The following is a 23,075-nucleotide window of genomic DNA, read 5'->3' as shown; positions in this document are numbered from 1 at the left end:
AATGAAAAAAGTAATAGCCCTTCCGCCGGCAATGAGGCGGGAGGATTTTTATATTAAGAAAAAACGTTAATTCAAAAAGAAAAGCCCATTTCACCACCTTTCCGTCCTTCTTGAGCAGGACAAGCTCAAGTTCTTTTCTGCTAAAAAGAACCAAAAAGCTTCGGCTTCAGAATCTTTGTTCTTTCCACCTCAATAAATCTTTAGAGCACCATCCAAGCCGTGGGAACGGTATTGCTTAAACAAAGTTTCTGCTCCACTTCTGCGGATGGCTGATGCCTGTGGTTTAAAGAAGGAACTGCAAAAAGATTTACTGGGTTCCAATCCAAACATTCAGAGGCCCAATCTGCAATACAGTTCTGCTTAATGACCCCCACAAAATAAGTTTAAGCTACTTCCATCCCTAACCGATAAATTCCACCTTGGCGGTTGCGGTAGCGTTGCAGAAGTTCGACCACTTCCATTGTAGCAACTGGCGCAGTGGCGGCTCTTTGTTACTTTCCAGCTATTGGGAATTGCGTAGCAATCTTGAATGCCCTAAAAAAAATCTAACTAAAAATGAAAAAAGTAATAGCCCTTCCGCCGGCAATGAGGCGGGAGGATTTTAATCTTGAAAATAAATTAAAAACAGTAATTTATCTAAAAAAACAGATCCGCTGTAAAAAACTAGTCTAGAAAAGTTTCTACTACTATCACCCAGTCACCATCACCTCCCCAAGATACAAACTGTTAGATTGCCTATTCCTATCTGCAGCTAAGAAAGCTAGATAAACCTGTATAACCTTCCCTTTAAAATTAGGCGACAAAACAAGTTCTGCTTTCCCTAAACACCTAAATGCCCCATGAATTTCGTAGCAGGCTTCATTTGCTTCCACACAATAAGCCATCAACATTGCCTGATCATGTGCCCGTGATGCATTTCTTGCACAGGGTTCCCAAGTGAAATTGAGCCTTTTTTCTTCGATAACACTTACATTGGCTTGAGTTGGTGCATCTAGCGTACCATAACTTAGCAATACCTTTTCGGGATTAATGTAGAAACCAGTTGCTACTTGTTCCATCGAATTTTTCATAAGGTAAGATTTCGCTGCTATAAAGCCCTCTACTTTTTCCGAATAAGCGTTAAACCCAATTCTTAAAAAAGGCGTTAAAGGTTTGAGCCAGGTCTGGGCGATTGCAAACTTATCGCGATTGGCTTGTTCCGCTACGGAAATTTTACCCGCTCTTTTTTTCGGTAAGCTTCGTAAGTAAGGTATTCCTTTCCAGCTACACCCAACTACATTCCCTAACTTTCCAACGAAAGGCCCATTTGCTCCAAATTGATATTTAGCCATGGTTTTATCTTTTAAATAAATTTATCTAAAAGATTGATCAATAGCAAACACGAATTTCAAAGGGAATTAATAGGTACTTCATACGAATATTCCTCGAGTTAACTCCCTATAAGCTCCGAGTAAAGTCTCTACCAGGTCCCTGTTAATTATAGATAAAGTATAATCTTTTTCTATTTAAAGGATTAGATGGTTTTTGCTAGGCCGGCTCTGGCGCTACCGGAAAATTGTTTACCGAGGGTTTGTTTTATTTTTGGTTGGATTAAGATTATTACCCCCTGCTGCGAAATACTCCAGAACTTTTTTGGGATGCCAACCTAAAGCCTCTCTTGCCTTTGTATCATCAAAAGTTAAACTAGACGAAATTTTTGATAATTTGTAGGAATTAAATGGAGATTTTTCTCCGAGCATATCTCCAACCCTTGCCATTAAATTTGCTAACCAGCTTGGTACATTCAAAGAACTGTTCTTCTGCAGTTTATCTGCAATAGAGTCACTGAGCTCCTTAAAGCTAGGATGATAACCGTCTGTTAAGTTATATACCCCGCCTATTTCGGACGCAGGTAAAATAAATTCTGCAACATCCATTGCCAGCACCATACTTTTTCTTGCTTGTCCTCCAGCAATATTAAAATAATAGCCTTTATTGATTGCCTTAATCATTGCACCAAGATTTCCTGGAGGGTTGTCACCTACCAATAGCGGTAATCTTAAAACGGTACAAATCACTTTGTTTTTGTCACACCAATTCTGTATTATTTTTTCTGCCTGTATCTTGCTTAAACCATAGGCGTCTTTAGCGTTTAATGGATCTGATTCTTTGATATTTTCTCCCTTATCTAAACCATAAACAGAAACGGAGCTAATAAAAACGAATGACTTAGGTAGAGAAGGGGATTGTTCTAAGCCTTTAAGAAGATTTTGGGTGCCAGTTACATTGACATCAAAGAAATGTTGTTTCTCCTTTTCCGTTTTGGGAACGGAGTGAGCTTTACCAGCGACGTGGACAATTAAACTTGCAAGAGGTATCTTTGGGATTTGACTACTTAAATCACAACAGATATTCGATTTTTGCCTACCAACTGTTATCACCTCTTGGCTTTTAAAAGAAAATAAAATAGTTCTACCCAAAAAACCCGTGGCACCAGTAATAATTATCTTCATTTGTTATAACCTAACTTTTTCAACGTCTCCTCGTTCACTCGTTTTCGATTTCTGTCAAAAAACCAACCCCACTTGTTAAAATAGTAAATTGCAGACTGCATGCCTATTTTTGTCAGCTTCCACGATTTATGGGATCCTTTTTCAAAATGGTGATAAATTGTTGCTTCTGGATAAAAAACTGTTTTATATCCTCCATCAATCAAACGTCTACATAGGTCTGTCTCTTCTCCGTACATGAATATTTTTTCATCAAATAGACCAATCTTCTCAAGAGCAGACATTCTCAAAAACATAAAGCATCCCGATAGGTAAGGTACTTCCATAATTTTATCATAGTTGGTAAACCTCAACTCAAATAACTCATTTCTTTTTTCAACCATTTTTTTAAATGGATTGAACCTCCTCCCTATCCAGTCGTAAGGGGTTGGCAACAGTTTGCATAAGTACTGTGTCTCACCATTAGGATATAAGACTTTTGGCATTATATTTCCTAACAATTCATCGCTCTCTGCGTAATCTACTAATCTGGATATTATATCATAGTCAAAATAAATGTCTGGATTTAGAACTAGATGATATTTTGAACCGGTTTTCTTAGCCTTCTCAATTGCAATATTGTGCGCAGCACCAAATCCTGGATTTGAAGGGTTATGAATATATTTAATTCTGGAGTCACTGAAAAATACTTTTAAGTTATCTAAAGGAGAATTGTCTATTAGAAATAATTCTACCTCTATTTTTATGTTTAAAAAGCTACTAATTGCTTTTAACAAAATATCACTTTCATTATTATATAACACAATAGATGCTGTGATCTTAGTCATAAATTATTTAAAGTTTAAACGTGATTTAGGTATTAACTTTTTTCCAGGAATTTTCTGCGAAATCAAAAAATTTCACAACTTTTGCTGGGTTGCCAACAGCAATTGAATAAGAAGGTATATCTTTTGTAACTACTGATGCAGCCCCAATAATACTACCCGCCCCAATAAACACGCCAGGTAAGATACAAACATTTTCGCCCAGCCAGACATTATCCTCTATTATAACTGGTCTTGTCGACAATTTTCGATTATTTGGTATAGAAAGAGGAGAATCCGAAAATTTATTTGAATATTCCCCATGGTTAATGTCTGTTATAAAAACTTTACTAGCAATTAAAACATTATTCCCTATGGAAACAAGCTCTCCAGAGGCAATATGCACATAATCATTAATTTGTATATTTTCTCCTAAAATAATCGATGGTGGGTTTTGACCGGCAATTTCTACAGCTTCAAGTCTACATCCAAAACCTGTAGTAAAACCCTTTTTAATTTTTATATATCGTTTATTTCTAATATCAAATGGGAGTCTTATGAGCCTCGCGTTGGTATAGAACAATTTTGTGAATATTAAAGATAGAATTAATTTAAAACAGCCAAAAACACCATACCTTCTAAGCATAATCTATCATTTTTTTATATAGTCTCAAATAGCTGTCTGCCATTATTTCTGGCGTGTATTTATTTTTAAAGGTTTCGTAAACATTTCTTTTCATACTATCATTGTTTTCCTGTACGAATGCAACAGCGTCTAATAAAGATTTAATGTTTTTGAGTTCAAAGAACTTCACGTCGGTTTCTTTAAAAGATTCTTTAAAAACCTCGATGTTTGAGCAAATAATGGCTGCTTTATGGGCAGCTGCCTCTAATAAGGCTAAGGGAAATCCTTCTGAAATGGATGGTATTACAAAAATATCAAAGTATGGAATATATCTATCACCTTTAGGTCGTTCACCTAAGAACAAAATTCTATCGGAAACATGCAGTTCTTTTGCTATTTTTGAAAGCTTATCAATTATTTTTTTTGGCCCTTTCCCGATTACTACAAATATATAATCTTTTAAAAATGGAAGAGCATTTATAACTTGATCCAGCCCTTTTCTATCATCGAATGAGGCAACAGTACCTATTATTTTATATTTTCGCCTAATATTATCAAGCCTATTCTTATCATTTTGTTCGATTTCCTGTGTCGAAATCGATTTCCCATTAGGGATAACTTCCACCCCTGGTTTTAAATCTTTATAATAGGATTTCGCAAAATTTGTTAGTACTACAATTTGGTCAAGATTATTCCACGAAAGTTTCCAAATTGGTGGAAGAGTAACGGATTTTATCCAAGAATACGCATATTTCAAATCGTCGTATATTGCAGTGTGTATAGTAGTAACCGTCTTATATTTCTTGTGTCTAAAAACTCGATTAATTAATAAATACAAGTCAGGTCTAAACATGTGACTATGAACAATATCATATTTATCAAAATTTAAATTTGAAAAAAAAGAAATTTTTGTTGTTGAGCAGGGAAACTCTAGTTCATTCACCTCATCAAAATAATACACATGGCAATACTCTACTTTAGAAATTATACTCTTAACAATATCCTGGCAAACTAGTATAGGCCCTTTATTTGCTAAAGAAGGAATTATGAATGCTATCTTCATTAAAATAATATATTTTTATAAGGAAAAACCATATCTGTTCTCAGGTTTAAAAAAAGATTAAAAAATGTGAATGCTATTGCGGCAAAATAGAAATAATACTTGTATTTTTCACTTCCAGTCGCAATCAACATGGGTACAAATAGTACTTCCCCCAGCGAAAACAAATTAGAAATCCTTGCGGCAACTATCGCAAAATCATTAAAATATATAAACCATAATATGGCGCAATAATAAAACGAAAATAGGATAGGAAAAAAATTATACTTTTCCAATAGTTTTTCTCTATACATCAACAAAAGTGTAAAAATGAGTAGCATTTTAATAAATATTGGGCTTAAAAATCCCAAGCTATAGTCATAAAGATCATACCCTACGTAACCACTTATTGCGGCTGGCAAACCAATAGAGCTTAATAACAAAGTGGCAACATCTTTGCCGGAAAAGACTGTATTTAAAATAAAAGTAAAAAGTATAATTAAGGTCAATGTTTTTGTTGAAGTTTTATTAATAATTTTTGTTAGAAAATACGGAATAAAAGCTGCAAATGCAGACGATTGAATAAATCCTGCTAAAATTATCACTAGTGACCTTCGTATGGTTTTATTAAAAAAAAGAAATGTTGAAAAGACTAAAGCTGAAGCTAAACCCTGCCTAATTTGGACGGTTTCTTTTAGTAAAAAATTATGGCAATAATAGAGAAGGATTGAAAGAAAAATGTACGGGGAAAGTTTTTCGATTACCCTTATATTTAAACACACAGAAAATCCAGCGACTACCAACATCAATAATACCACATTTCCCGAAAAAAGCTTTAAAAAAGACATTAAAAATATGAAGGCCTTTTCCATTGGCAAATTATTGTTAAGAAAATAACTAAGCGTTAAGCTAGTTAAACTTGGTATTCTTTCATAGATCTTTTGATAACCGCCATAATCATTGCTTTCTGTTCTTAACCCAGCGAAAAACACCAGAATTATCAATACCATTATGATAATTAAATGAAAAGAAGGCTTTGAGACTGTCTTATCTTGACTTGGGAATAACAAGCAATATAAGGCTATGACAGAGAATATGAACCAATACGCAATCATAAGTCCAACAAAATTTTTGTTAAATTAGTATTATAACTAATACTATCAAATCCAGCGGCATGTTTGATACAATCTTCTTGTTTAATCATATCAAACGTTCTTTTATAAATAATCTCAAAAGCTACTGTTTTATCTTCTACTATAAAGCCACTTATCCCGTTTACAATTGCTTCTTTCACCCCACCTTTATTTTTGCCAATCACAGGAATTCCGCAAGCATTGGCTTCCAAGTAAACTAGACCAAAGGACTCTTCAAACTCAGATAACAATAAAAACAGAGAGGCTTTTTGGTAGTGAAATTTCAACTGATCTCTAGAAACATGAGGGATATGTACGAAGTGATCAGCTAAGCCTAAAAAAGACATTTGTTTTTTAACATGTTCTAAATAATATCCAGAACCTATTAATTTCCATTCAAAATCAATTTTTGATTCTTTCAATTTTACAAGAATTTGAACAATGTTGTCTAAACCCTTTTGTTCTACTACTCTACAAACTGTTAGGATATTTATTGTACTCTTTACTTTATTCTTTTCTACAGAAGAAAAAAGTTTAGTATCAATAGAATTATAAAGAATCTTCGATTTTTCTCCACTCCGTTCTTCAAGATGAAGTAATATTTTTTCTTTCAAAAATCCGCTAACAAAAATTAATGCATGACATTTATTGATTAACTTATTATAAAAATGACTTAAAATTTTCTTTTTCAATGATGATTTACTCAAAATTGCTTCATACTCATTACCATGAAAGAACATATAAGTTTTAGCTTTTTGATTATCGCTAAAAAAAAACGCAGCGGTTATTGCGGCGCCAATATCATTAATTATAATTTTGTCGGGATTGTTGGTTTTGAATTCTTTTTTTAAAAATCGCCAGTAAAATAATGGAAATATTAAAGGAAAAAGTTTGATTTCTTTCAAGCGAAATTTCTTAAAATGCACACTTCTATTGATTGCTCTTGTAACTACAGTTACATCATGACTTTCACTAAGACCGTTAGCAATGCTTTCAGCAACACTTCCGGCCCCTCCTTGTACTGGGGGAAATTCATGCGAAAATATCAATATTTTAGCCATGTTAAAATCGGTAGTTTTCCTGTTTAAAGGGAAAAAGAAAAAGCATTCTAATATAGAATTTTGTAGCTTTCAAAAATCGTCTTTGCTGAATTTCGTTATGAAAATTTTTTCTGTTCCAGACCCACTCTGACTGCGACTTAACATTACTGGTTAGCTGGTGCTTATCTAACACTTTTCTTTCTTCTTGCAAATGCCTATCACGATTTTTTGAAAGTCCATTCTCAGAATTCCTGTAATAAGAAAGTCTCTGGTCTAGGTATCCAATCTTAAACTCGTTTGCTATTCTAATCCACAGATCCCAATCTTCGGTACCATTTAAAAAGGAATCAAAGAAGCCTGTCACGCGTAAAACTTCTTTTTTTAACAATACTGTTAACGTAGGAATATAATCAAAAATAAGTAATCGTTGGTAATCGTCTTCCACTAAAAACGGTTCACTATATTTATACGGTATAGCATTTTCAATTTTTTCGTTAAACATCCAGATATCCGTATATATCAAATCATACTCATATTTTTCGAGAAATGTAACCGACTGATTTAACTTGTTTGCATCCCACAAGTCATCAGCGTCCAAAAAAGCGATATAATCTCCGGAAGAAATCTCTATGCCACTGTTTCTTGCGATTGCTACACCTTGATTTTGCTGAGAAATCACTTTGATCCTGCTATCTGACAATCTACCAATTTCTTGTAAGGTGTTATCGGTAGATCCGTCATTAATTAGTATTAACTCGAAATGTTTATATGATTGACAAAGTACAGATTCAATGGTTTGCGATATTGTTTCCGCTGCATTATACATAGGAACTATTACTGAAACTAATTTGTTCAAAATATTTTATTTAGTTAATAATTTTAATTCTCGTTCCTCATGAACGCTACGGTTTTCTAAACCCTCATAACTTAAGAAGTCAATTCTGTAGCCTTCAAACCACTTATTTAATAATTCTAATTGATGAACATTACCATGAATATTATTTATATCGCTTTGCACCTTGTTACATGGATTATTAAAAACCACAGAGTGCCGGTAACTTTTTCCAAGATATCCATCATAATGTTTTTTAAATAACTGAAGGGCATGTTCAAAAGTATTTGGTGATCTATAATCTAACCATTTTACCCAAAACTTTACATCACTTAAGTTAAATAGGTGGCCATCTACAGATAAAGGATAATTCCAATCGAGTTCACCCTTTTCCCACTTCCACACTAAATCTTTTGTACCGCTTAGAAAATCTGGTAGTTTTTGGGTCTTGTTCACCACATAGGAATAGTTTAAAAATAAGCTGTGTCTAAGACTGAATATTTCCTTATTACTATTAACGCCCTTTAACTCCTCAAGATTGAGAGGAGCTTTAAAAATTATGTCATCCACTAAAAAAAAAACTCTCCCTATTTGAATATTTCCAACAATCGTATTCAAATCTTTTTTAAAGCTTTTTTCCATGATGAACGACACAGGAAGACCAAGGAATTCTTTTTTTACCTGTTTATAGCCCTTAGCATATTCCTTATCGGTTACAGCATAAACTACATGAATTTTAAAATTTCCTTTGGTGTAATGAAATAAAGATTTCAATAAGGCATCTAGCTGCATAGGTCTATCTTTAGAGAAAACAATAAAACTAAAATCATTAACTTCTGTTTTTTCTCTCCTATTTAAGGAAAACCTTAATAAGATTATAAAAGATTTTATTTTAATAATTATTTTATTCATTAATAATATCATTAAGTTAACTCCATAACATCAAATATTTGCGCTATTCTATTTTTATATGTATGGTTCTTTAAAATATTTTGTTGCATTTTTAAGATCATCTCTAATCTCATGGAGGGATGATCTTTATAATAATAAAAAGCATCTATAAACTCATCTTTTCGACTTAAGACAATTAACTCATCACTTTGGAAATAGTTTTTAGCTAAATTATTATCACAGATTTGAAAGCCACCCATTAAACTTGAACTAAACACTCGCTCATTAAGTCCCATGTTAAATTGAATTTGCGCTTTTGTATGAACGTTTGGGGACAGAAATGCTTTTTTATAAAGTGCTTGATTTTCCACCTCCTCCGGCGCAATTTTATTATGTTCTGTGTACTCTTTATAATTCGCTGTGATGGTTTTGAGGGGTTCAATGAATTCTTTATAGGTTTCTAAACGGTGGCTTATATTGCCAATCCATAAAAAATCATAATCTGAATGTAACTGAGGTTGTTGTATTTTCCCATCATCAGCACAATGCATGAGTTGTATGATCTTCAAACCCAATTCATTACGATATCCAGAAAAAAAGTCTTCGATAAGTTGTTCGGAATGCTGTGCCCAAATTATTATATGGTGCTTATTACTAAAATCATTCAGCTTTCGTTTTGTTCGCTTCAAAACAGTTTGTGCTTGGCCTTCGTAATTACATTCCTTATAAAATGCCCCCCATAGTACAAACTTTGTCGGAGGTAACAATTTTAAGTTTAAAATATTAAGGTCGTCAACAGAAGCAAAAATGAGATCGGGATCGTAAGACAGTAAGCGGTTAAACTCTTTTTTTTTCCAAAATTCGCTTTTTAATGCTTTGATATCAAAATACTCAAAAACATGCCCTAGGTTTAAAAATGCATTTCTAAATCCATTTGCAACGGTAATACCTGCATAAGTATACGGATTGTTCTGATTAATAATGTAAGCAACTCTCATAACTAAAACTAATTAATAGATTGTTTAAAGCGCTTGAAATAAATTCGTCTTTTAAAATAATCGTAAATATCTCTCGCTCTCTGCCTTAAAGTATACTTCGATTTATGGCTGTGCCATATATATTGTTCAGGAACTTCTTTTAGTTTCGTCCATTCTTCTAAATAATCATGTTTGTCATTGCAATAAGGTTTTCCACGCCATAACAATGAATCGAAGAAGCGCTGGGGAAAAATAGAAAATATTTTAGTATAATTATTAACCCAGGTTTGTAGCTCATGAGTAGAAATATCGCCCCTATCCCTTATATTAAAGAGGTGTAAAGATGTTTCGGTTTTAAATTCGTAGAGGTATTTCAAGGTAATGTCAACTTCTGGCAACCACTGGTGGCAAAAATTTTGATATTTAGCGTAAGTTCCAGTAAACCTTAAGATATCATTTACTGTACCTCCAAAATAAAAATCTCCTATAAAATATGGGAGGCAATTGTACGAGTGGGAAGTAATGATATAATTTTCTTGTACTGAAGAGCTTTCGTTTTGATAGTCTGAGTTGTCAAGGTATGCGATAGTATAGGCTAAAATATCTGGGTTTATAAATTGGTCTGACCTTAATTTTAATAAATATTTAGACCCAACATTATTTTTAACATAAAGCGCCGCGTTATAAACAGAAATAAACTGCTTATACCTGTTCATAAAATCTTTAAAATTTGGAGCGGTATTTTCTAAATACACTACTTTTTCATTATTATCAAAATAGTTTTCGTTTGCCGACCAAGTACTAATTATAATCTTATCTAACTGGGGTTGTTTAGAAAATGTATGGACTAATTTTTTTACATTCTCAACAGCATCAAATCCTCGACTATTTAATGGACCCTGAATAATTAATGATATCATGATAATCTCTTTAAATAGTTATTGAATTTCCATTTCTGTTTGATGATACTTAATTTAGTTAACAGAAGAATAATATACGGGGAAACCTTATTCCATAGTTTACTGGAAGGATAATTTGCCGCCATTTTCGTAACGGATTTTTCACCGTTCCAATGTTTAATAGTCCACCATGGATAATATAATGATATTATAGGTCTAAATGTTTTATCTCCAAACCATAAAATATCCATATCCTGATGGTTTATTAGGGAAAAATAGTTTTTAAGAATTTCTTCATGATGAAGATTTTTTTTAGTAACAAATTCTAATCGTTCGTTAAATAAGGCATATAATTCTGCTTCTGGACAATAACCTGAGTTAATATTATTCTCCGTAACTGCTTCCATTTTTTTATCCGTAATATTTTTAGGAGAGTTGAAGCTTTTATTGTAGTCAAAACCTTCATCGCCCCAAAGTATACTCATGGTTGAAATATGGCCAAAAGCAAATAGGTCAGGGATGGATGATAAAAAATCCTTTTCTACAGTTAAGCATCTAAAGTAACATGTCACTAATCTTGAGGTTAAATTTTTAGGAACATTATATAATGCTTTAGCAATTAAACGATCTACGTTAAGATTCAGCGGAACCATATCTGTCCGCCATTTCATCACAAAATCCACATCTATCTCCTTACATGTTTCTAAACCTTTTGCAGTACTTAATCTTTGGTAATTCCTGTGATTGTAACCCGCAACGTTAGGTGTTTTATTTAGAAGTAAAGTTGCATTTTTTGGCAACTCAAAGTCAATTTGTTCGTTTTCCCAAGTAGATAAAATGATATGATCAAACTTTTTTGAAAGTTCAAGGCATACAATTGAAGTATTATTTCTAATATTTCCTTGGATTATGCATGCTGTAATATGTTTTTGTTTTAACAAGTGTTTTTGTTTAAGGAATAAAGGACTTAATTATCCGGACCTTTAAGATATCCTCTTTTGACCTAACAAACCTAATAATTTCTGGCAATAAATGTAATATAACAAATACTGTGGCAAAGAGAATTAAATTAGTCCAAGTGCTTAATGTAATGTAGAACCTAATTATAATGAAACACAGAATTGAAATCAAATTAGGTAAAGCCGCATATTTTAAAATACCAGCTATCAGATAGGAGTATTTAATTTCTATTTGTTTTAGTGCTATATATGCAACATAAAACTGAGAAAACATAGATCCAATAACAAACCCCGCAATTAACCCATTTATTCCATAAAACCTCCAAAACGAAATAGATAATATCACTACTACGAATATTTCTAAAATGGAAAAAAGTTTCCATTTTTCAAATTTTCTTGTTGAATATACTATAATACCAAAACCACAAAAAATTGATGAGATTAACATATAAAGAATTAACCAAAACTGCATTCCCTCTCCACCAAATTTATCTAAACCTACCCAGAGTTTTATAAAAACTTCATTAAATGTCGCTATCGCCAGAGATAGGAAAACAGAAAACCTAACAATTACTTTAGATAATTTTAGAACAAGTTCTCTAAGATGGTTGAACTTTTTCTCAGCAATAAGTTTAGAGTATGAGGGAAAGAATGGCGCTACTAACTTATTCATATAAGCTGGAACCATCTGCGGAATCCTATTTGTCAAACTATAAATAGTGACTTGAGCCCCCCCTACAAGATTATTTAATGCAATTACAATATATTGTAATCGGATTAATTGTGCCCACTTAACAATTTGGAAAGCAAACGAGTAATTAAACAATTCTTTCCTGTCTGAAAATGAATACTTACCAAACTTGACGTGAGGATAGGTTCTTTTCATTATAACATAAAAAATTAAAAATTGTATTACCAATATTATAATTAGCGCTAACGGGAAAGCGACAATATTATACTTATAAATTAAAAGTATATAGGTCAATAGATTCGAGCTTATTGTGCCTATTAATATTACTAAATTTACAAATGAAAAATGTTGTCTCGCGTTAAATATAGTTACCAAGGAACTAGAGAATGTATTTAGTATAAGATACAACAAATTAAGAAGGAACGTAAATTTTGCAATATCTAAAAGTTTCTGAGGGATTAAAATCAAGTGAGATAAGAAGAAGTAAATTATTAGCCCAATTATAAAAAAAAGCACTGTTATGAGTGCCTTTATTAAAACGGTATTAGTTAGTTCCACACAAAACTCATTCGAGTAAAAGAAATCATCATCGGTAATTTTTGTCGTGAAATATAGATCTACACCTATATCAACTAACGCAATTAAAGACGCAACTCCATTTATCGCCAACCAAAGTCCAAACTCTTCTTTACTAATTTGCGTAAAATACAACCTAATAACAATAAAACTGATAATTGTAGAAATTATTGTTCCTATAATATCAATACCAGCTCCATATGCTATTTTCCTCTTTAGAGACATTCTGATGTTATGAAACGTATTTTTCTAAATCTTCAGGTGTTCCGATACCATGCATCGCATCCATTGGAATATCGTAGATCCCTATTTTTGCAAAATTTTTGATTAGATAATTATAAACAGGGCAGGTATAAAATTCATTATTTACCCTGTCATTTTCAATAATCATTTGTACTGCACCAGAAACAAAATCTTTACCTTTGTTAAATAAATAAATACCAACTGTAGCGTCTTCAGAAATAGCGGCCTTTTCTCTAACTTCCATAACAAATCCATTTTCATCTGTTTTAGCAAACGACCATTTTGGATTCCTTTCCTTATCTTTAAATGTTAAAATTGATCCATCAAGCTTTCTATCTAGACAATCATCAATGAAATATGCAATATCGATATCAACTATTTGATCAGAATTTGCAATTAGAAGAGGAATATTTGTATCAATGGCTTTTTTAGCAAACAGAACAGTACAAGCGGTACCTTCGGTAAGCTTGTCTATAGCAATAAATTGAGCGTTGTATTTTGACGATATAGAGTTAACCAATTCGCTTTCTTTTTCCAGGTGATCTTTCCTACCTATGAGTATGTAATTGGCGTTTGGATAATAGAGATTATCCATAACTCTTTCAATCATCGGTTTTCCATCAACATCTATAAAAGGTTTAGGTTTTTCAAATCCTGCCTTTGCAAATCGGCTTCCTTCGCCGGCCATTGGTATTAAGATATTTATCATTTTATTTCAGATAATTAAAAGCTTGTTTTCGGCTTAAATAAAAAGTTTATTATTTAGTCATTATTGATATTTGTCATTATTTGCTCCAGGGAGTTTGACCACCACTGTTTTTACATTGGTAATGGCTTTAAAATCAGTGGCATCGCCGGGATGAATAACAATAATTTCTCCGTCTTTATATCTTACCCCATTCATTTCTACTTCACCATTGATAATTACGGTATATTCTGTTGCTATTTTATGGTAATGAGATGCTTCATGATCACCGGCATTATACTCTTTAACTCCTACTTCAACGTCATTGGTTTTAAATAAACTTGGTTCAAAGTTTCCTATAAACCAGCCTTTAACCATGTCTTTAAGATGATGTACTTCCATGTTATATTATATTATATTACGTTCGTAGTCCTGTAAAACTTGTGGAGAATAGAATAAGTGATATTGATTACTTTCAATGGTGTAGGTTACTACTTTCTGACTGTTTAAAACGTATTCATTAATTACCGGGGATATATAATACATACCATCTAACTGTACACCGTTTTTAATAGCGCTAAATGCTGCTTTGAAAAAAGTAGCGGCTTTTTTAAAATAATAAACACCTGCAAGCGCATGGTTACTAATCGGATTTTTCTCTGCTGTCTGTACTACTACACCACCTTCTATTCTAGCATAGGCCCATCTTGGATGTACAGATTTGAAACTTACTAAGCCTGCTTCAGCACTATTTGTCAACCAATATCCATAAATAATTTTCAAGTTTTCATCAATTAGCTGATCCCCGTTTAAAATAAGCACTTCGTCATTTTCATGTATATCATCGATAGCCATTAAAACACTACACAAGCCACCCTTTGTGTCGTGAGAAAGCTTAATGATTTTGGATTGTGGGGATAATATTTTAAGTGTGCTGTCTAGATGGAACTTGGCTGCATCCTCTTCTTTGATGATAAAAATAAACTGAATATCTTTCTTGAGTGATAAAGGGTTTTCCAAAACCATTTCTATCATCGGTTTACCAAGTACCTCTATTAATGGTTTTGGATAAAAATAACCAGCCTTTGAGAATAGCTCAGAAGAACCTGCTAAAGGTATAATGATTTTAAGCATTTTCTATTTCTTTAATTCTATTAACAATATTGTAATAATGCACATCACCTGGGTTATCTACTTTCAAAACATGAGCTCCAGATGCTATCGCCGCCCGTACTCCATGCTCATTATCTTCCACTATAAGACAATCCTCAGGCTTTAATCCTAATTTTGCAATTGCCATTGTATAAATTTCAGGATCTGGTTTTCCCTTTGAAACGTCCTGGTTAGACAAATAAAAATCAAGATATTCCATCAACGCTGCTTTTTCCATCATGATTTCTACCGTTTTTCTTACTGAATTGGAACATACTGCCAAATGATACCCTTCGGTTTTTAGTTTGGATAGTGCATACTGCTGCTGAAATACAGGTTTACATTGTGTATAAACAATTTCCATAGTATATTGCTGCTTTAAATCATTTACAAAATGATGTAAACCAACAGGAAATTCACCAACCTTACTCAACATTTCCAACTTTTTTTTTGTTGGAAGACCATCGAACGTTACTAGATGATCATATCTGCTTATAGAGGAACCAAATAGTTCGAGTGCCTTATTTAGAGATTCATAGTGCCATTCTCTGGCATCTATTAAAACTCCATCCATGTCAAAAATTATTGCTTTAATCTTCATTGAAAAATTTTTCTGCCTCTTCTGGATAATCCGTACAAAGCATAATTTTAGATTCTTTTAATTGCTTATCCCATCTTTTATAATCTTCCCATTCTGAATGATAGGGTCTTTTATGAAGATCAGGAGAAACTATACAAATTTGTTTTTTACAGTCTGCGTGTGTTTTTAAAGTGGAAAAATCTATCCAGTGGCTTTTAAACTCGTCTAGCCAGAGACCATTGGCTTCATCATAGAAACTCGGCTTTTTTTCGTATTCGCTTTCTCTTGTGAAAAAAGCAATTTCACTCCTTAAGTAACCTAGCGTATCTGGAACTGACATATCAAACACAAAATAATTAGTGATTTGGTACTCGTTTAAACATTTTAATAAAGATTCCTGGAGACCATCGGATTTTATATTGAGAGCTAACGGTAAGTCTAAGTTGTGTTTTTTATATATGGAAAAAAAATCTTTAACGGTTAAAATCGTTGACTCTTTGACAGGCATATCATGGGAAATCACCAACTCCCCATCCAAATCTCTAATGTCTGTTTCTGTACCAAAGCCCAACGAGAAAGATTTATCAAATGCCTCAAATGTATTTTTTTCCGATTGTAGTTTCCAGCAACCACGATGTGACAAAATTTCCATTATAACCTTATTATAATTCTTTGAATAGCAAGAAACAAAACAATTAAAAAACCAAATAAAAACACACCTAGTAAGGTACCCCTAATCAAAGGCATGCTAATGTATTCTAACGGATAACTTGGTTGATCAATGATTTGAATCAAAGGTGTTTCTTGCCTTAAAGAAATTTTGGACATTTCCAAATTCTTAACTAACTCTGTTAGAATAGACTTATTAGCTTCAATATCCACCTGCCTTTTCTGTGCAGGCACCCTCAACGTCTGCATTGCTGGATTGATATTTGGGTTTTGATCTATCACAACTGCCACTCCCTTTATTGCATTATTCAATTCCCTTCTCACAGAGTCTGTTTGGTGCTGTAAAATGTTTAAGTTATCGCTAGAGTTCTTTGTTTTAGTTTGTATGTAGAAATCGTTAACTGCTTTTACAATCCGATCATTAAAAACTCTCGAAAACTGCTCATCTGGACTTCTAATTGATACCTTTATAATACTTGTTTCCTTGTCTAATTTTTCAATGGTTAAACATTTAAACCTAATATCTTCAATTACTACATTAAGGTAACCGTTTTTAATGGTTTCTTTTTTAGAATCCTTGTAGTTTTGGTCAAACTGAATAGTTTTAAAATCAGGTTGAGCATAAAATCTGGCTTTTAGTTCACTTATCTCAATATATCTGTTTATTAACAACTCCCTCTTGCCGTCGAACTCTGAGGAAGACAGCAATGTACTTTTGATCATTTTATTAGATTTATATAACTCGAAGATGTTATTACCTTGAAAAATGCCATTTCCTCCGCCTCCTAGTTCAATTCCTACCATTGAGGCCAGACCCGCATACTTGCCAGCTCCACTTCCCCCTTCTTCCAAAACAAATGTGCAAATTGCATTGTAAAGAGGTGTTTTGTTGTGTGCGTATAACCCTCCTAAAACGCCCCCTACCAAAAAGGCAACCAGAATAATCAGCCATTTACTCAATAAGTATTTCCACCATTCACGAAGCTTTAAAATGAGTTCTTTCAAAGAAATCTCGTCTTCCTGAGTATTCGGTCTTTGGTCAACATAAGTTTCCGTAAATTCGACCTTATGTTTGGAGATATGTTCCTCGGTTTGGGACATCTTGTATATTTAAAATTATTTTATCGAATTTAATACCCCCAAAATGATGGCTCCTAAAGAGGCAATCCCTGTGGAGATACCAATAATTTCCCCGGTACTCATTGCTTTTTTCTCTTCTTTCTTAGGTACAAAAATCTCGGCACCGGTTTTTACTATGGGGTAATTATTAAAAAACAGAAACTTTTTAGTACTACGTACCGATCCATTTGCATAAATAATATAGGACCTACGCTTTAAGGCCTTTTGCCCAAAACCTCCTGCGTTTGCTACGTAGCTTTTAAATGTTTTAGCTTTACGGAAGACTACGGTATTTGGGGAAAGCACTTCTCCACTTACTTTAACAGTTTGTAATCCTTTAGGCACATTGATGATATCTCCGTTTTCTAGGTATAGATCGATTTTCTTACCTGGTGTTTCTAATATTTCTAATAAATTAATCCCCACAAAATTATTTCTGGTGACCACATTTTCTAAATCTACGGAAGTAGAATCTTTTGCGGCTTTTTGGATTTTTTTAAACTGCTCCAATTTTTGCTTCTCTTTTTCCTGCTCTAATTGGGTTTCAAAGGTTCCAGCTCGTTTTAGAGAGGCTCCATCAACATACGCTAAAGCAGTTAATCCGCCGGCTCGTTTGATTAAATCAGAAATTCGCTCGTCTTTTTTCGTAATGGTATAATAACCAGGGTACATTACTTCTCCGTCTACTCTTACCTGTCTTTGTACTTCATATCCAGGCGACGACCTAACGGTGATAATGTCAAAAGGTTCAAGTACAAATTTAGCAGCCTCTATGCTCAAGTTTTTGTCTACTTCCATCTGGAAAACCTCAGCCGTTCTGGCTGAAGATGACGTTGCATCCGAGTTCTTTACTCTTCGAGAAATTTCTATACGCTGAGAAGTAGCTGATTCTTTAAAACCACCTGCTTTTAAAATGACCTCTTCTAAGCTCATGTTTTCAGAATACGCAAATTCTCCTGGCCTCCTTACCTCTCCATTAATACTTACTTTATACTCCTCTTTTAAATCAAATATAGAAGAAATGCTGATTACGTCCTCCCGTTTCAATGGAATGTCTTCGGCGGTTCCAGTTAATACTTTTTTGATATCGAACGAAATCAATTCGGTGTTCAAATCATCTGTTAATCGCGTAATGTAGGCTCTATTTGTAAAAGCATCCTCTGTGATTCCTTCTGCTTTCTGGATTAAGGTTTTAACCGTTAAGCCTGGCTCCAGCTCATACTGACCTGGTCTAAATACAGACCCTTCTATGGTTACCCGATTCTCAAATCGGTCGAGAATTTCATTTACGAAATATTTATCTCCACTCTTAGGCTTATAAGTTGCGTATTGCGACGCCGTAATGTCGGCTATTCGCTGTTCGGTATCTGTATTTCCCAATACTTTTACCCTTGCTTTGTAAGCTCGCTCTGTAAAACCTCCTGCAAAAGAAAGGAGGTCATTAAAACCTTCGTTTTCTTTTAACTCAAAAATTGCTGGGCGTTTGACTTCGCCTACTATTTCTACGCGTTTTTGATAAACTGGAACCCTGATGATATCTTGATCTTGCAAACGGACGTTATTTTTTAAATCTCCTCTTAACAAAAAATCATAAACATCTAAATTGGCTACTTTTCTGCCGTTTCTGATTACTTCAATATTTCGGAATGAACCATTATCTGTTGGTCCGCCAGAAGAATAAAGCGCATTGAATAAGGTTGCTAAAGAAGGGAGGGTATAAGTTCCCGGCTTCATAACTTCGCCGGTTAAGATTACTTTGATGCTTCGGATGTTGCCGATGGTGACACTCAATTTGGTGTTACCAGAATTTAAACCACTATAGATTCCAGACAGCTTACTTTTTATTCGGGATGTTGCTGCCTCTACCGTTAAACCGCCTACTTGCACAATACCGGCGTAAGGGATATTGATGGTTCCTTCGGGACTCACTGTTAAGCTATAACTTACTTCTGAATAACCATATATATCAATCAATAGTTGATCGGCTGTTCCGATTACGTAGTTTAATGGGGTAGCTAAGCGTAAATTAGGCTCGAAAGTAGTGGATGCATTTGCAAAAAGTTCTTTTCCGAATATTTTAGATTTTAAACTCTGAAGCACTTGGTCTGCTTCTTTTTCTGTCGTTCCATCATTAGAGTTTGCGATGTCTGACACTTCGCCTTCAAAACTTCTATTCCTAGTTCCGTCTTTTCCTTTCACCGTTGCATCTGTTTGGCCTGTGGCGGAGGTTTTAGCATTCACTGCTTCCACTCTAGCTCTTAGTTTTGCAACCTCGGACGGCTGCATTCCTCGAGAGGACGCGATTTGCTCCAATTGCGAGTCTGGTAAGCCAGATGATTGAATTTGCTTAATAATCTGACGAATTTGGTCGTCTGTTAAATCATCTACGCGGACATTAGAAAAATTTTGTTGGTTGATGCTTTGAGCCGCTACCCGTTGCGATAAAACTAATCCGACGAATAAGAATAGTAGGAGAAAGGATTTTTTTATATTCATTGATGATAGGTAGTCTTAATTAAGGTTGATTTTGGTTTGTGCTCAACACTTTTAGTAAAGCTTTAAAAGCACCTAAATGTGTATTGACATTTTTATAAACTTCATTGTACATTTCTTCCTTATAGATGTGGCTCAGCTTGTTTCTATCTTCTAAGGTATTCAAAAGCATTTTATAAAGTGGTTCTGAAATTAACTTATTTAATAGCAAATTTTTATATACCAGCTTGGGCGATATAAATATTTCGGCTGTTCTCAGTTCCAGAAAAACCTTACTAACTTTCCACGATAATTCTGTACAGTATTCAAACTTCTGCAATTTTCCATTTTTGATCGCATCTAATTCAATTGCCGTATACTTCGTATCATCTGTTAACGTAAGTACTGCTGCATAAGTAGCAATTGCTTGCTTCAAATTTAACAGTTCAAGCTCGAATTTTTGCTTAAGTTCCATATTTCAATCTTTTCTAAAGCATATTTTTTAAACTCATCGCTAACTTGATAAAAGTCGATTAAATCAACTTTTAACGGACAAATGCTTTCGTCTATTTCCTCTTCTATTTCTCCTTTTATAAAGATGGGCAAGGGTTCTTTTCCAAGAATTCCAACATCAATATCTGATAGATTATGATGATTCCCAGTTGCTCGACTGCCAAATAAAAATACCGAATACTTTTGCAAAGGTACTCTTTTAAGTATTATTCCCTTTACAATGTTAATGTAGTTTTCCATATTTCTTTTCGGCTGCTGATCAAGTTAATACGTCCTTAGTTTGTCTTCGACTCCGCTCAGACTGACACCATATTTATTGTCATGCTGAGGCTCCTCTGATGATCTACCGAAAGAACACCCACCTTGTCATGCTGAGGCTAGTCTGATGGTCTACCGGAAGAACACCCTCCTTGTCATGCTGAGGCTAGTCTGACGGCATACGTAATAGCACCCTCCTCCTGTCATGCTGAGCGGAGTCGAAGCATCATTTGTTTTTATGATTGCTTTCATTTTTACAAACAGAAAGCTCATTCAATTTATTCCACTCACCAGCTATGATAGCTTCTTTCTTTTTTCTCGTCCAGCCTTTCACCTGCTTTTCAAATTCTATAGCTTGATGAATGTCGATAAAATAATCACAGAAAACTAATTCTACAGGTCGTTTGTTATGCGTATATGCTGTCTTATTAAGACCATTTTGATGCTCATGTAATCTTCTGTCAATATCATTTGTTACTCCTGTATAGTAGCTTTTATCATTGCATTTTAAAATGTATACGTAGTAATATTTCATACTGTTCAGTTTTACTCTTCGAATACGCTTAGAGTCGCCGTCCTTCGACTTAGCTCAATCTCTCCGGACCTGCCTTCGACTCCCTCTTCGACTCCGCTCAGAGTGACATTTTCAAAACAGCTATCCCAAGGCAACATTAGCTTTACATCTTACTAAGAGGGTATTTCTACTCGTTTATCTTCGACTCCGCTCAGACTGACACCATATTTATTGTCCTGCTGAAGCTAGTCTGATGGTCTACCGAAAGAACACCTACCTTGTCATGCTGAGCGGATTCGAAGTACTATTACTCAAAATAGTTCATCGTTTGATAACCTCCGTCTTTTAAATACTGATCTTTTTTAGTTAAATGCAAATCTGATAGGACCATGTCTTTTACCAAAGCTGGCAAATCGTACTTCAGTTTCCAGCCTAGCTTTTCTTTTGATTTGGTTGGGTCTCCTAATAACAACTCTACCTCTGTTGGGCGGAAATATTTTGGATCCACTTTTACTATGGTTTGACCTAATTTTAAAGCCTCCAAATTTAAACCTAGTTCTTTTGCTTTATCTTGATCTACATCTATAATTACCCCTTTTTCGTTTTCATCTTTTCCAGAGAACTCTACCGTAATTCCTAATTCCTCAAAACTCATTCTTACAAATTCACGAACTGTTGTAGTTACCCCGGTTGCAATTACAAAATCTTCTGGTTTATCTTGTTGTAAAATCAACCACATTGCTTCGATATAATCTTTCGCGTGTCCCCAATCTCTTTGAGAGGATAGATTCCCTAAATAAATGCAGCTCTGCAAGCCCATTCCAATTTTTGCGGCAGCTCTGGTAATTTTACGGGTAACAAAAGTTTCCCCTCTTATCGGACTTTCGTGGTTGAACAAAATCCCATTACAAGCAAACATATTATAAGCTTCGCGATAGTTTACCGTGATCCAATATGCATACATTTTTGCCACTGCATAAGGCGAACGTGGGTAAAAAGGAGTTGTTTCTGATTGTGGCACTGCTTGTACCAAACCATAAAGCTCGGATGTGGAGGCTTGATAAATTCTGGTTTTTCCAGCTAGACCTAGCAACCTTACCGCTTCTAAAATTCTTAATGTTCCAATACCATCGGCATTTGCAGTGTATTCTGGCGTATCAAAACTCACCTTAACATGACTCATTGCTGCCAGGTTATAGATCTCGTCTGGCTGAATTTCTTGTACCAAACGAATGAGGTTGGTAGAATCTGTTAAATCACCATAATGCAAAGTCAGTTTTACACCTTCTTCATGTTGGTCTTGGTATAAATGGTCAATTCTATCGGTATTAAAAAGGGATGTTCTTCTTTTTAAACCATGGACTTCATAGCCTTTTTTTAATAAGAACTCTGCAAGATAAGCACCGTCTTGTCCCGTAATACCTGTAATTAATGCAATTTTAGCCATGTTATAATTTTGAAGGATTGGAGGAGCGATACTCGTTCTTCCCACTATTCATTTAAGTTTTAAATATAATCGTTTCTTTAATTTATTGTTTGGGAATGGTGGAACTTTGGAGGGTTGGAAGGTCCCTCTTTGTTACCGCTATTCTCTTTTGTTTTGTAATGCTCCTTTTCTTTTAATATTTTGTTTTGGAATGGTGGAACTTTGGAGGATTGGAAGACTCCTCTTTGTTACCACTATTCTCTTTTATTTTTTAACGCTCTTTGCTGTTGTAAATCGCTTTTGGAATGGTGGAATGTTGAACGGTTGCTTTCCAGTATTCCAATACTCCATTATTCCACTATTCCAAACTTACCACTATTCTCTTTTATTTTTTAACGCTCTTTGCTGTTGTAAATCGCTTTTGGAATGGTGGAATGTTGAACGGTTGCTTTCCAGTATTCCAATACTCCATTATTCCACTATTCCAAAC

At 34.1% G+C, this 23,075-nt stretch carries 25 protein-coding genes; all 25 read right to left on the bottom strand.

The genetic code is table 11. The features are described from left to right. Positions 1-200: 200 nt before the first annotated feature. Positions 201-374: a hypothetical protein gene (locus B176_RS20910; protein WP_154647903.1), complete on the bottom strand. Its 174-nt coding sequence runs from the start codon at positions 372-374 to the stop codon at positions 201-203. Positions 375-689: 315 nt separating this feature from the next. Next, complete coding sequence (locus tag B176_RS0106865) at positions 690-1,331, bottom strand: DUF6266 family protein (RefSeq protein WP_017258054.1); 642 nt, start codon at positions 1,329-1,331, stop codon at positions 690-692. A 228-nt stretch (positions 1,332-1,559) separates the two neighbouring features. Continuing rightward, positions 1,560-2,492 (bottom strand): NAD-dependent epimerase/dehydratase family protein, encoded by a 933-nt coding sequence (locus tag B176_RS0106860; RefSeq protein ID WP_017258053.1) that lies wholly within the window; start codon positions 2,490-2,492, stop codon positions 1,560-1,562. After that, positions 2,489-3,316, bottom strand: coding sequence for a glycosyltransferase family 2 protein (locus B176_RS0106855; protein ID WP_017258052.1), 828 nt, complete (start codon positions 3,314-3,316; stop codon positions 2,489-2,491). The genes B176_RS0106860 and B176_RS0106855 overlap by 4 nt, the downstream gene beginning before the upstream one ends. Positions 3,317-3,341: 25 nt before the next feature. Continuing rightward, on the bottom strand, positions 3,342-3,938 hold the full coding sequence (locus B176_RS0106850) for a DapH/DapD/GlmU-related protein (protein ID WP_017258051.1): 597 nt from the start codon (positions 3,936-3,938) through the stop codon (positions 3,342-3,344). Further along, positions 3,931-4,980 (bottom strand): glycosyltransferase family 4 protein, encoded by a 1,050-nt coding sequence (locus B176_RS0106845; RefSeq protein ID WP_017258050.1) that lies wholly within the window; start codon positions 4,978-4,980, stop codon positions 3,931-3,933. The genes B176_RS0106850 and B176_RS0106845 overlap by 8 nt, the downstream gene beginning before the upstream one ends. Then, on the bottom strand, positions 4,980-6,071 hold the full coding sequence (locus tag B176_RS0106840; RefSeq protein ID WP_083852688.1) for an EpsG family protein: 1,092 nt from the start codon (positions 6,069-6,071) through the stop codon (positions 4,980-4,982). The genes B176_RS0106845 and B176_RS0106840 overlap by 1 nt, the downstream gene beginning before the upstream one ends. After that, positions 6,068-7,150: a glycosyltransferase family 4 protein gene (locus tag B176_RS0106835; protein ID WP_017258048.1), complete on the bottom strand. Its 1,083-nt coding sequence runs from the start codon at positions 7,148-7,150 to the stop codon at positions 6,068-6,070. The genes B176_RS0106840 and B176_RS0106835 overlap by 4 nt, the downstream gene beginning before the upstream one ends. Position 7,151: 1 nt before the next feature. Next, a complete protein-coding gene (locus B176_RS19135) occupies positions 7,152-7,985 on the bottom strand; it encodes a glycosyltransferase family 2 protein (protein WP_154647902.1) in 834 nt (277 codons plus the stop codon). A gap of 6 nt (positions 7,986-7,991) precedes the next feature. Next, on the bottom strand, positions 7,992-8,873 hold the full coding sequence (locus B176_RS0106825) for a hypothetical protein (RefSeq protein WP_154647901.1): 882 nt from the start codon (positions 8,871-8,873) through the stop codon (positions 7,992-7,994). Between the two features lie 11 nt (positions 8,874-8,884). Further along, a complete protein-coding gene (locus B176_RS0106820) occupies positions 8,885-9,850 on the bottom strand; it encodes a glycosyltransferase family protein (protein ID WP_017258045.1) in 966 nt (321 codons plus the stop codon). 8 nt (positions 9,851-9,858) lie between these two features. Beyond that, positions 9,859-10,749, bottom strand: a complete 891-nt coding sequence (locus B176_RS0106815; protein WP_017258044.1) for a WavE lipopolysaccharide synthesis family protein — start codon at positions 10,747-10,749, stop codon at positions 9,859-9,861. After that, positions 10,746-11,669 (bottom strand): WavE lipopolysaccharide synthesis family protein, encoded by a 924-nt coding sequence (locus B176_RS0106810; RefSeq protein WP_017258043.1) that lies wholly within the window; start codon positions 11,667-11,669, stop codon positions 10,746-10,748. Before B176_RS0106810 ends, B176_RS0106815 begins: the two co-directional genes overlap by 4 nt. Positions 11,670-11,679: 10 nt before the next feature. After that, complete coding sequence (locus B176_RS21580; RefSeq protein ID WP_017258042.1) at positions 11,680-13,179, bottom strand: oligosaccharide flippase family protein; 1,500 nt, start codon at positions 13,177-13,179, stop codon at positions 11,680-11,682. Positions 13,180-13,186: 7 nt separating this feature from the next. Further along, entirely contained in the window at positions 13,187-13,906 is a 720-nt protein-coding gene (locus B176_RS0106800) for a glycosyltransferase family 2 protein (protein WP_017258041.1), read from the bottom strand. A gap of 60 nt (positions 13,907-13,966) precedes the next feature. Next, a complete protein-coding gene (locus B176_RS0106795; protein WP_017258040.1) occupies positions 13,967-14,284 on the bottom strand; it encodes a cupin domain-containing protein in 318 nt (105 codons plus the stop codon). 6 nt (positions 14,285-14,290) lie between these two features. Continuing rightward, entirely contained in the window at positions 14,291-15,016 is a 726-nt protein-coding gene (locus B176_RS0106790) for a glycosyltransferase family 2 protein (protein ID WP_017258039.1), read from the bottom strand. After that, positions 15,009-15,635: an HAD family hydrolase gene (locus tag B176_RS0106785; RefSeq protein WP_017258038.1), complete on the bottom strand. Its 627-nt coding sequence runs from the start codon at positions 15,633-15,635 to the stop codon at positions 15,009-15,011. The genes B176_RS0106790 and B176_RS0106785 overlap by 8 nt, the downstream gene beginning before the upstream one ends. Beyond that, positions 15,625-16,266 carry a PI-PLC domain-containing protein gene (locus tag B176_RS0106780; protein ID WP_017258037.1) on the bottom strand — a complete coding sequence of 214 codons (642 nt, stop codon included), beginning with the start codon at positions 16,264-16,266 and terminating at the stop codon, positions 15,625-15,627. Before B176_RS0106780 ends, B176_RS0106785 begins: the two co-directional genes overlap by 11 nt. Further along, the gene (locus tag B176_RS0106775; RefSeq protein ID WP_017258036.1) at positions 16,266-17,384 is read right to left on the bottom strand and encodes a GumC domain-containing protein; all 1,119 of its coding nucleotides are present in this window, start codon (positions 17,382-17,384) and stop codon (positions 16,266-16,268) included. The genes B176_RS0106780 and B176_RS0106775 overlap by 1 nt, the downstream gene beginning before the upstream one ends. Before the next feature lie 15 nt (positions 17,385-17,399). Further along, the gene (locus B176_RS0106770; protein WP_017258035.1) at positions 17,400-19,898 is read right to left on the bottom strand and encodes a polysaccharide biosynthesis/export family protein; all 2,499 of its coding nucleotides are present in this window, start codon (positions 19,896-19,898) and stop codon (positions 17,400-17,402) included. A 19-nt stretch (positions 19,899-19,917) separates the two neighbouring features. Then, complete coding sequence (locus B176_RS0106765) at positions 19,918-20,349, bottom strand: nucleotidyltransferase substrate binding protein (protein WP_017258034.1); 432 nt, start codon at positions 20,347-20,349, stop codon at positions 19,918-19,920. Continuing rightward, entirely contained in the window at positions 20,313-20,627 is a 315-nt protein-coding gene (locus B176_RS19130; RefSeq protein ID WP_017258033.1) for a nucleotidyltransferase domain-containing protein, read from the bottom strand. Before B176_RS19130 ends, B176_RS0106765 begins: the two co-directional genes overlap by 37 nt. A 244-nt stretch (positions 20,628-20,871) precedes the next feature. Next, positions 20,872-21,180 (bottom strand): GIY-YIG nuclease family protein, encoded by a 309-nt coding sequence (locus tag B176_RS0106755; RefSeq protein ID WP_017258032.1) that lies wholly within the window; start codon positions 21,178-21,180, stop codon positions 20,872-20,874. 286 nt (positions 21,181-21,466) lie between these two features. Next, the gene (gene gmd / locus B176_RS0106750) at positions 21,467-22,606 is read right to left on the bottom strand and encodes a GDP-mannose 4,6-dehydratase (RefSeq protein WP_017258031.1); all 1,140 of its coding nucleotides are present in this window, start codon (positions 22,604-22,606) and stop codon (positions 21,467-21,469) included. Between the last annotated feature and the right edge of the window lie 469 nt (positions 22,607-23,075).

The organism is Pedobacter arcticus A12 (assembly GCF_000302595.1).
Taxonomy (GTDB): domain Bacteria; phylum Bacteroidota; class Bacteroidia; order Sphingobacteriales; family Sphingobacteriaceae; genus Pseudopedobacter; species Pseudopedobacter arcticus.
Note: the sequence above shows the minus strand (reverse complement) of the source record. Positions and strands in the feature narration are given on the sequence as shown.

Excerpts from the sequence above, each read along its gene's own strand:
- B176_RS0106825 (WP_154647901.1), bottom strand. The coding sequence starts at position 8,873 with ATGAATAAAATAATTATTAAAATAAAATCTTTTATAATCTTATTAAGG.
- B176_RS0106800 (WP_017258041.1), bottom strand. The coding sequence starts at position 13,906 with ATGATAAATATCTTAATACCAATGGCCGGCGAAGGAAGCCGATTTGCA.
- B176_RS0106860 (WP_017258053.1), bottom strand. The coding sequence starts at position 2,492 with ATGAAGATAATTATTACTGGTGCCACGGGTTTTTTGGGTAGAACTATT.
- B176_RS21580 (WP_017258042.1), bottom strand. The coding sequence starts at position 13,179 with ATGTCTCTAAAGAGGAAAATAGCATATGGAGCTGGTATTGATATTATA.
- B176_RS19130 (WP_017258033.1), bottom strand. The coding sequence starts at position 20,627 with ATGGAAAACTACATTAACATTGTAAAGGGAATAATACTTAAAAGAGTA.
- B176_RS0106815 (WP_017258044.1), bottom strand. The coding sequence starts at position 10,749 with ATGATATCATTAATTATTCAGGGTCCATTAAATAGTCGAGGATTTGAT.
- gmd (WP_017258031.1), bottom strand. The coding sequence starts at position 22,606 with ATGGCTAAAATTGCATTAATTACAGGTATTACGGGACAAGACGGTGCT.
- B176_RS0106845 (WP_017258050.1), bottom strand. The coding sequence starts at position 4,980 with ATGAAGATAGCATTCATAATTCCTTCTTTAGCAAATAAAGGGCCTATA.
- B176_RS0106785 (WP_017258038.1), bottom strand. The coding sequence starts at position 15,635 with ATGAAGATTAAAGCAATAATTTTTGACATGGATGGAGTTTTAATAGAT.
- B176_RS0106755 (WP_017258032.1), bottom strand. The coding sequence starts at position 21,180 with ATGAAATATTACTACGTATACATTTTAAAATGCAATGATAAAAGCTAC.
- B176_RS0106840 (WP_083852688.1), bottom strand. The coding sequence starts at position 6,071 with ATGATTGCGTATTGGTTCATATTCTCTGTCATAGCCTTATATTGCTTG.
- B176_RS0106850 (WP_017258051.1), bottom strand. The coding sequence starts at position 3,938 with ATGCTTAGAAGGTATGGTGTTTTTGGCTGTTTTAAATTAATTCTATCT.
- B176_RS0106820 (WP_017258045.1), bottom strand. The coding sequence starts at position 9,850 with ATGAGAGTTGCTTACATTATTAATCAGAACAATCCGTATACTTATGCA.
- B176_RS0106795 (WP_017258040.1), bottom strand. The coding sequence starts at position 14,284 with ATGGAAGTACATCATCTTAAAGACATGGTTAAAGGCTGGTTTATAGGA.
- B176_RS0106765 (WP_017258034.1), bottom strand. The coding sequence starts at position 20,349 with ATGGAACTTAAGCAAAAATTCGAGCTTGAACTGTTAAATTTGAAGCAA.
- B176_RS0106835 (WP_017258048.1), bottom strand. The coding sequence starts at position 7,150 with ATGGCTAAAATATTGATATTTTCGCATGAATTTCCCCCAGTACAAGGA.
- B176_RS0106855 (WP_017258052.1), bottom strand. The coding sequence starts at position 3,316 with ATGACTAAGATCACAGCATCTATTGTGTTATATAATAATGAAAGTGAT.
- B176_RS0106790 (WP_017258039.1), bottom strand. The coding sequence starts at position 15,016 with ATGCTTAAAATCATTATACCTTTAGCAGGTTCTTCTGAGCTATTCTCA.
- B176_RS0106780 (WP_017258037.1), bottom strand. The coding sequence starts at position 16,266 with ATGGAAATTTTGTCACATCGTGGTTGCTGGAAACTACAATCGGAAAAA.
- B176_RS0106775 (WP_017258036.1), bottom strand. The coding sequence starts at position 17,384 with ATGTCCCAAACCGAGGAACATATCTCCAAACATAAGGTCGAATTTACG.
- B176_RS0106770 (WP_017258035.1), bottom strand. The coding sequence starts at position 19,898 with ATGAATATAAAAAAATCCTTTCTCCTACTATTCTTATTCGTCGGATTA.
- B176_RS0106865 (WP_017258054.1), bottom strand. The coding sequence starts at position 1,331 with ATGGCTAAATATCAATTTGGAGCAAATGGGCCTTTCGTTGGAAAGTTA.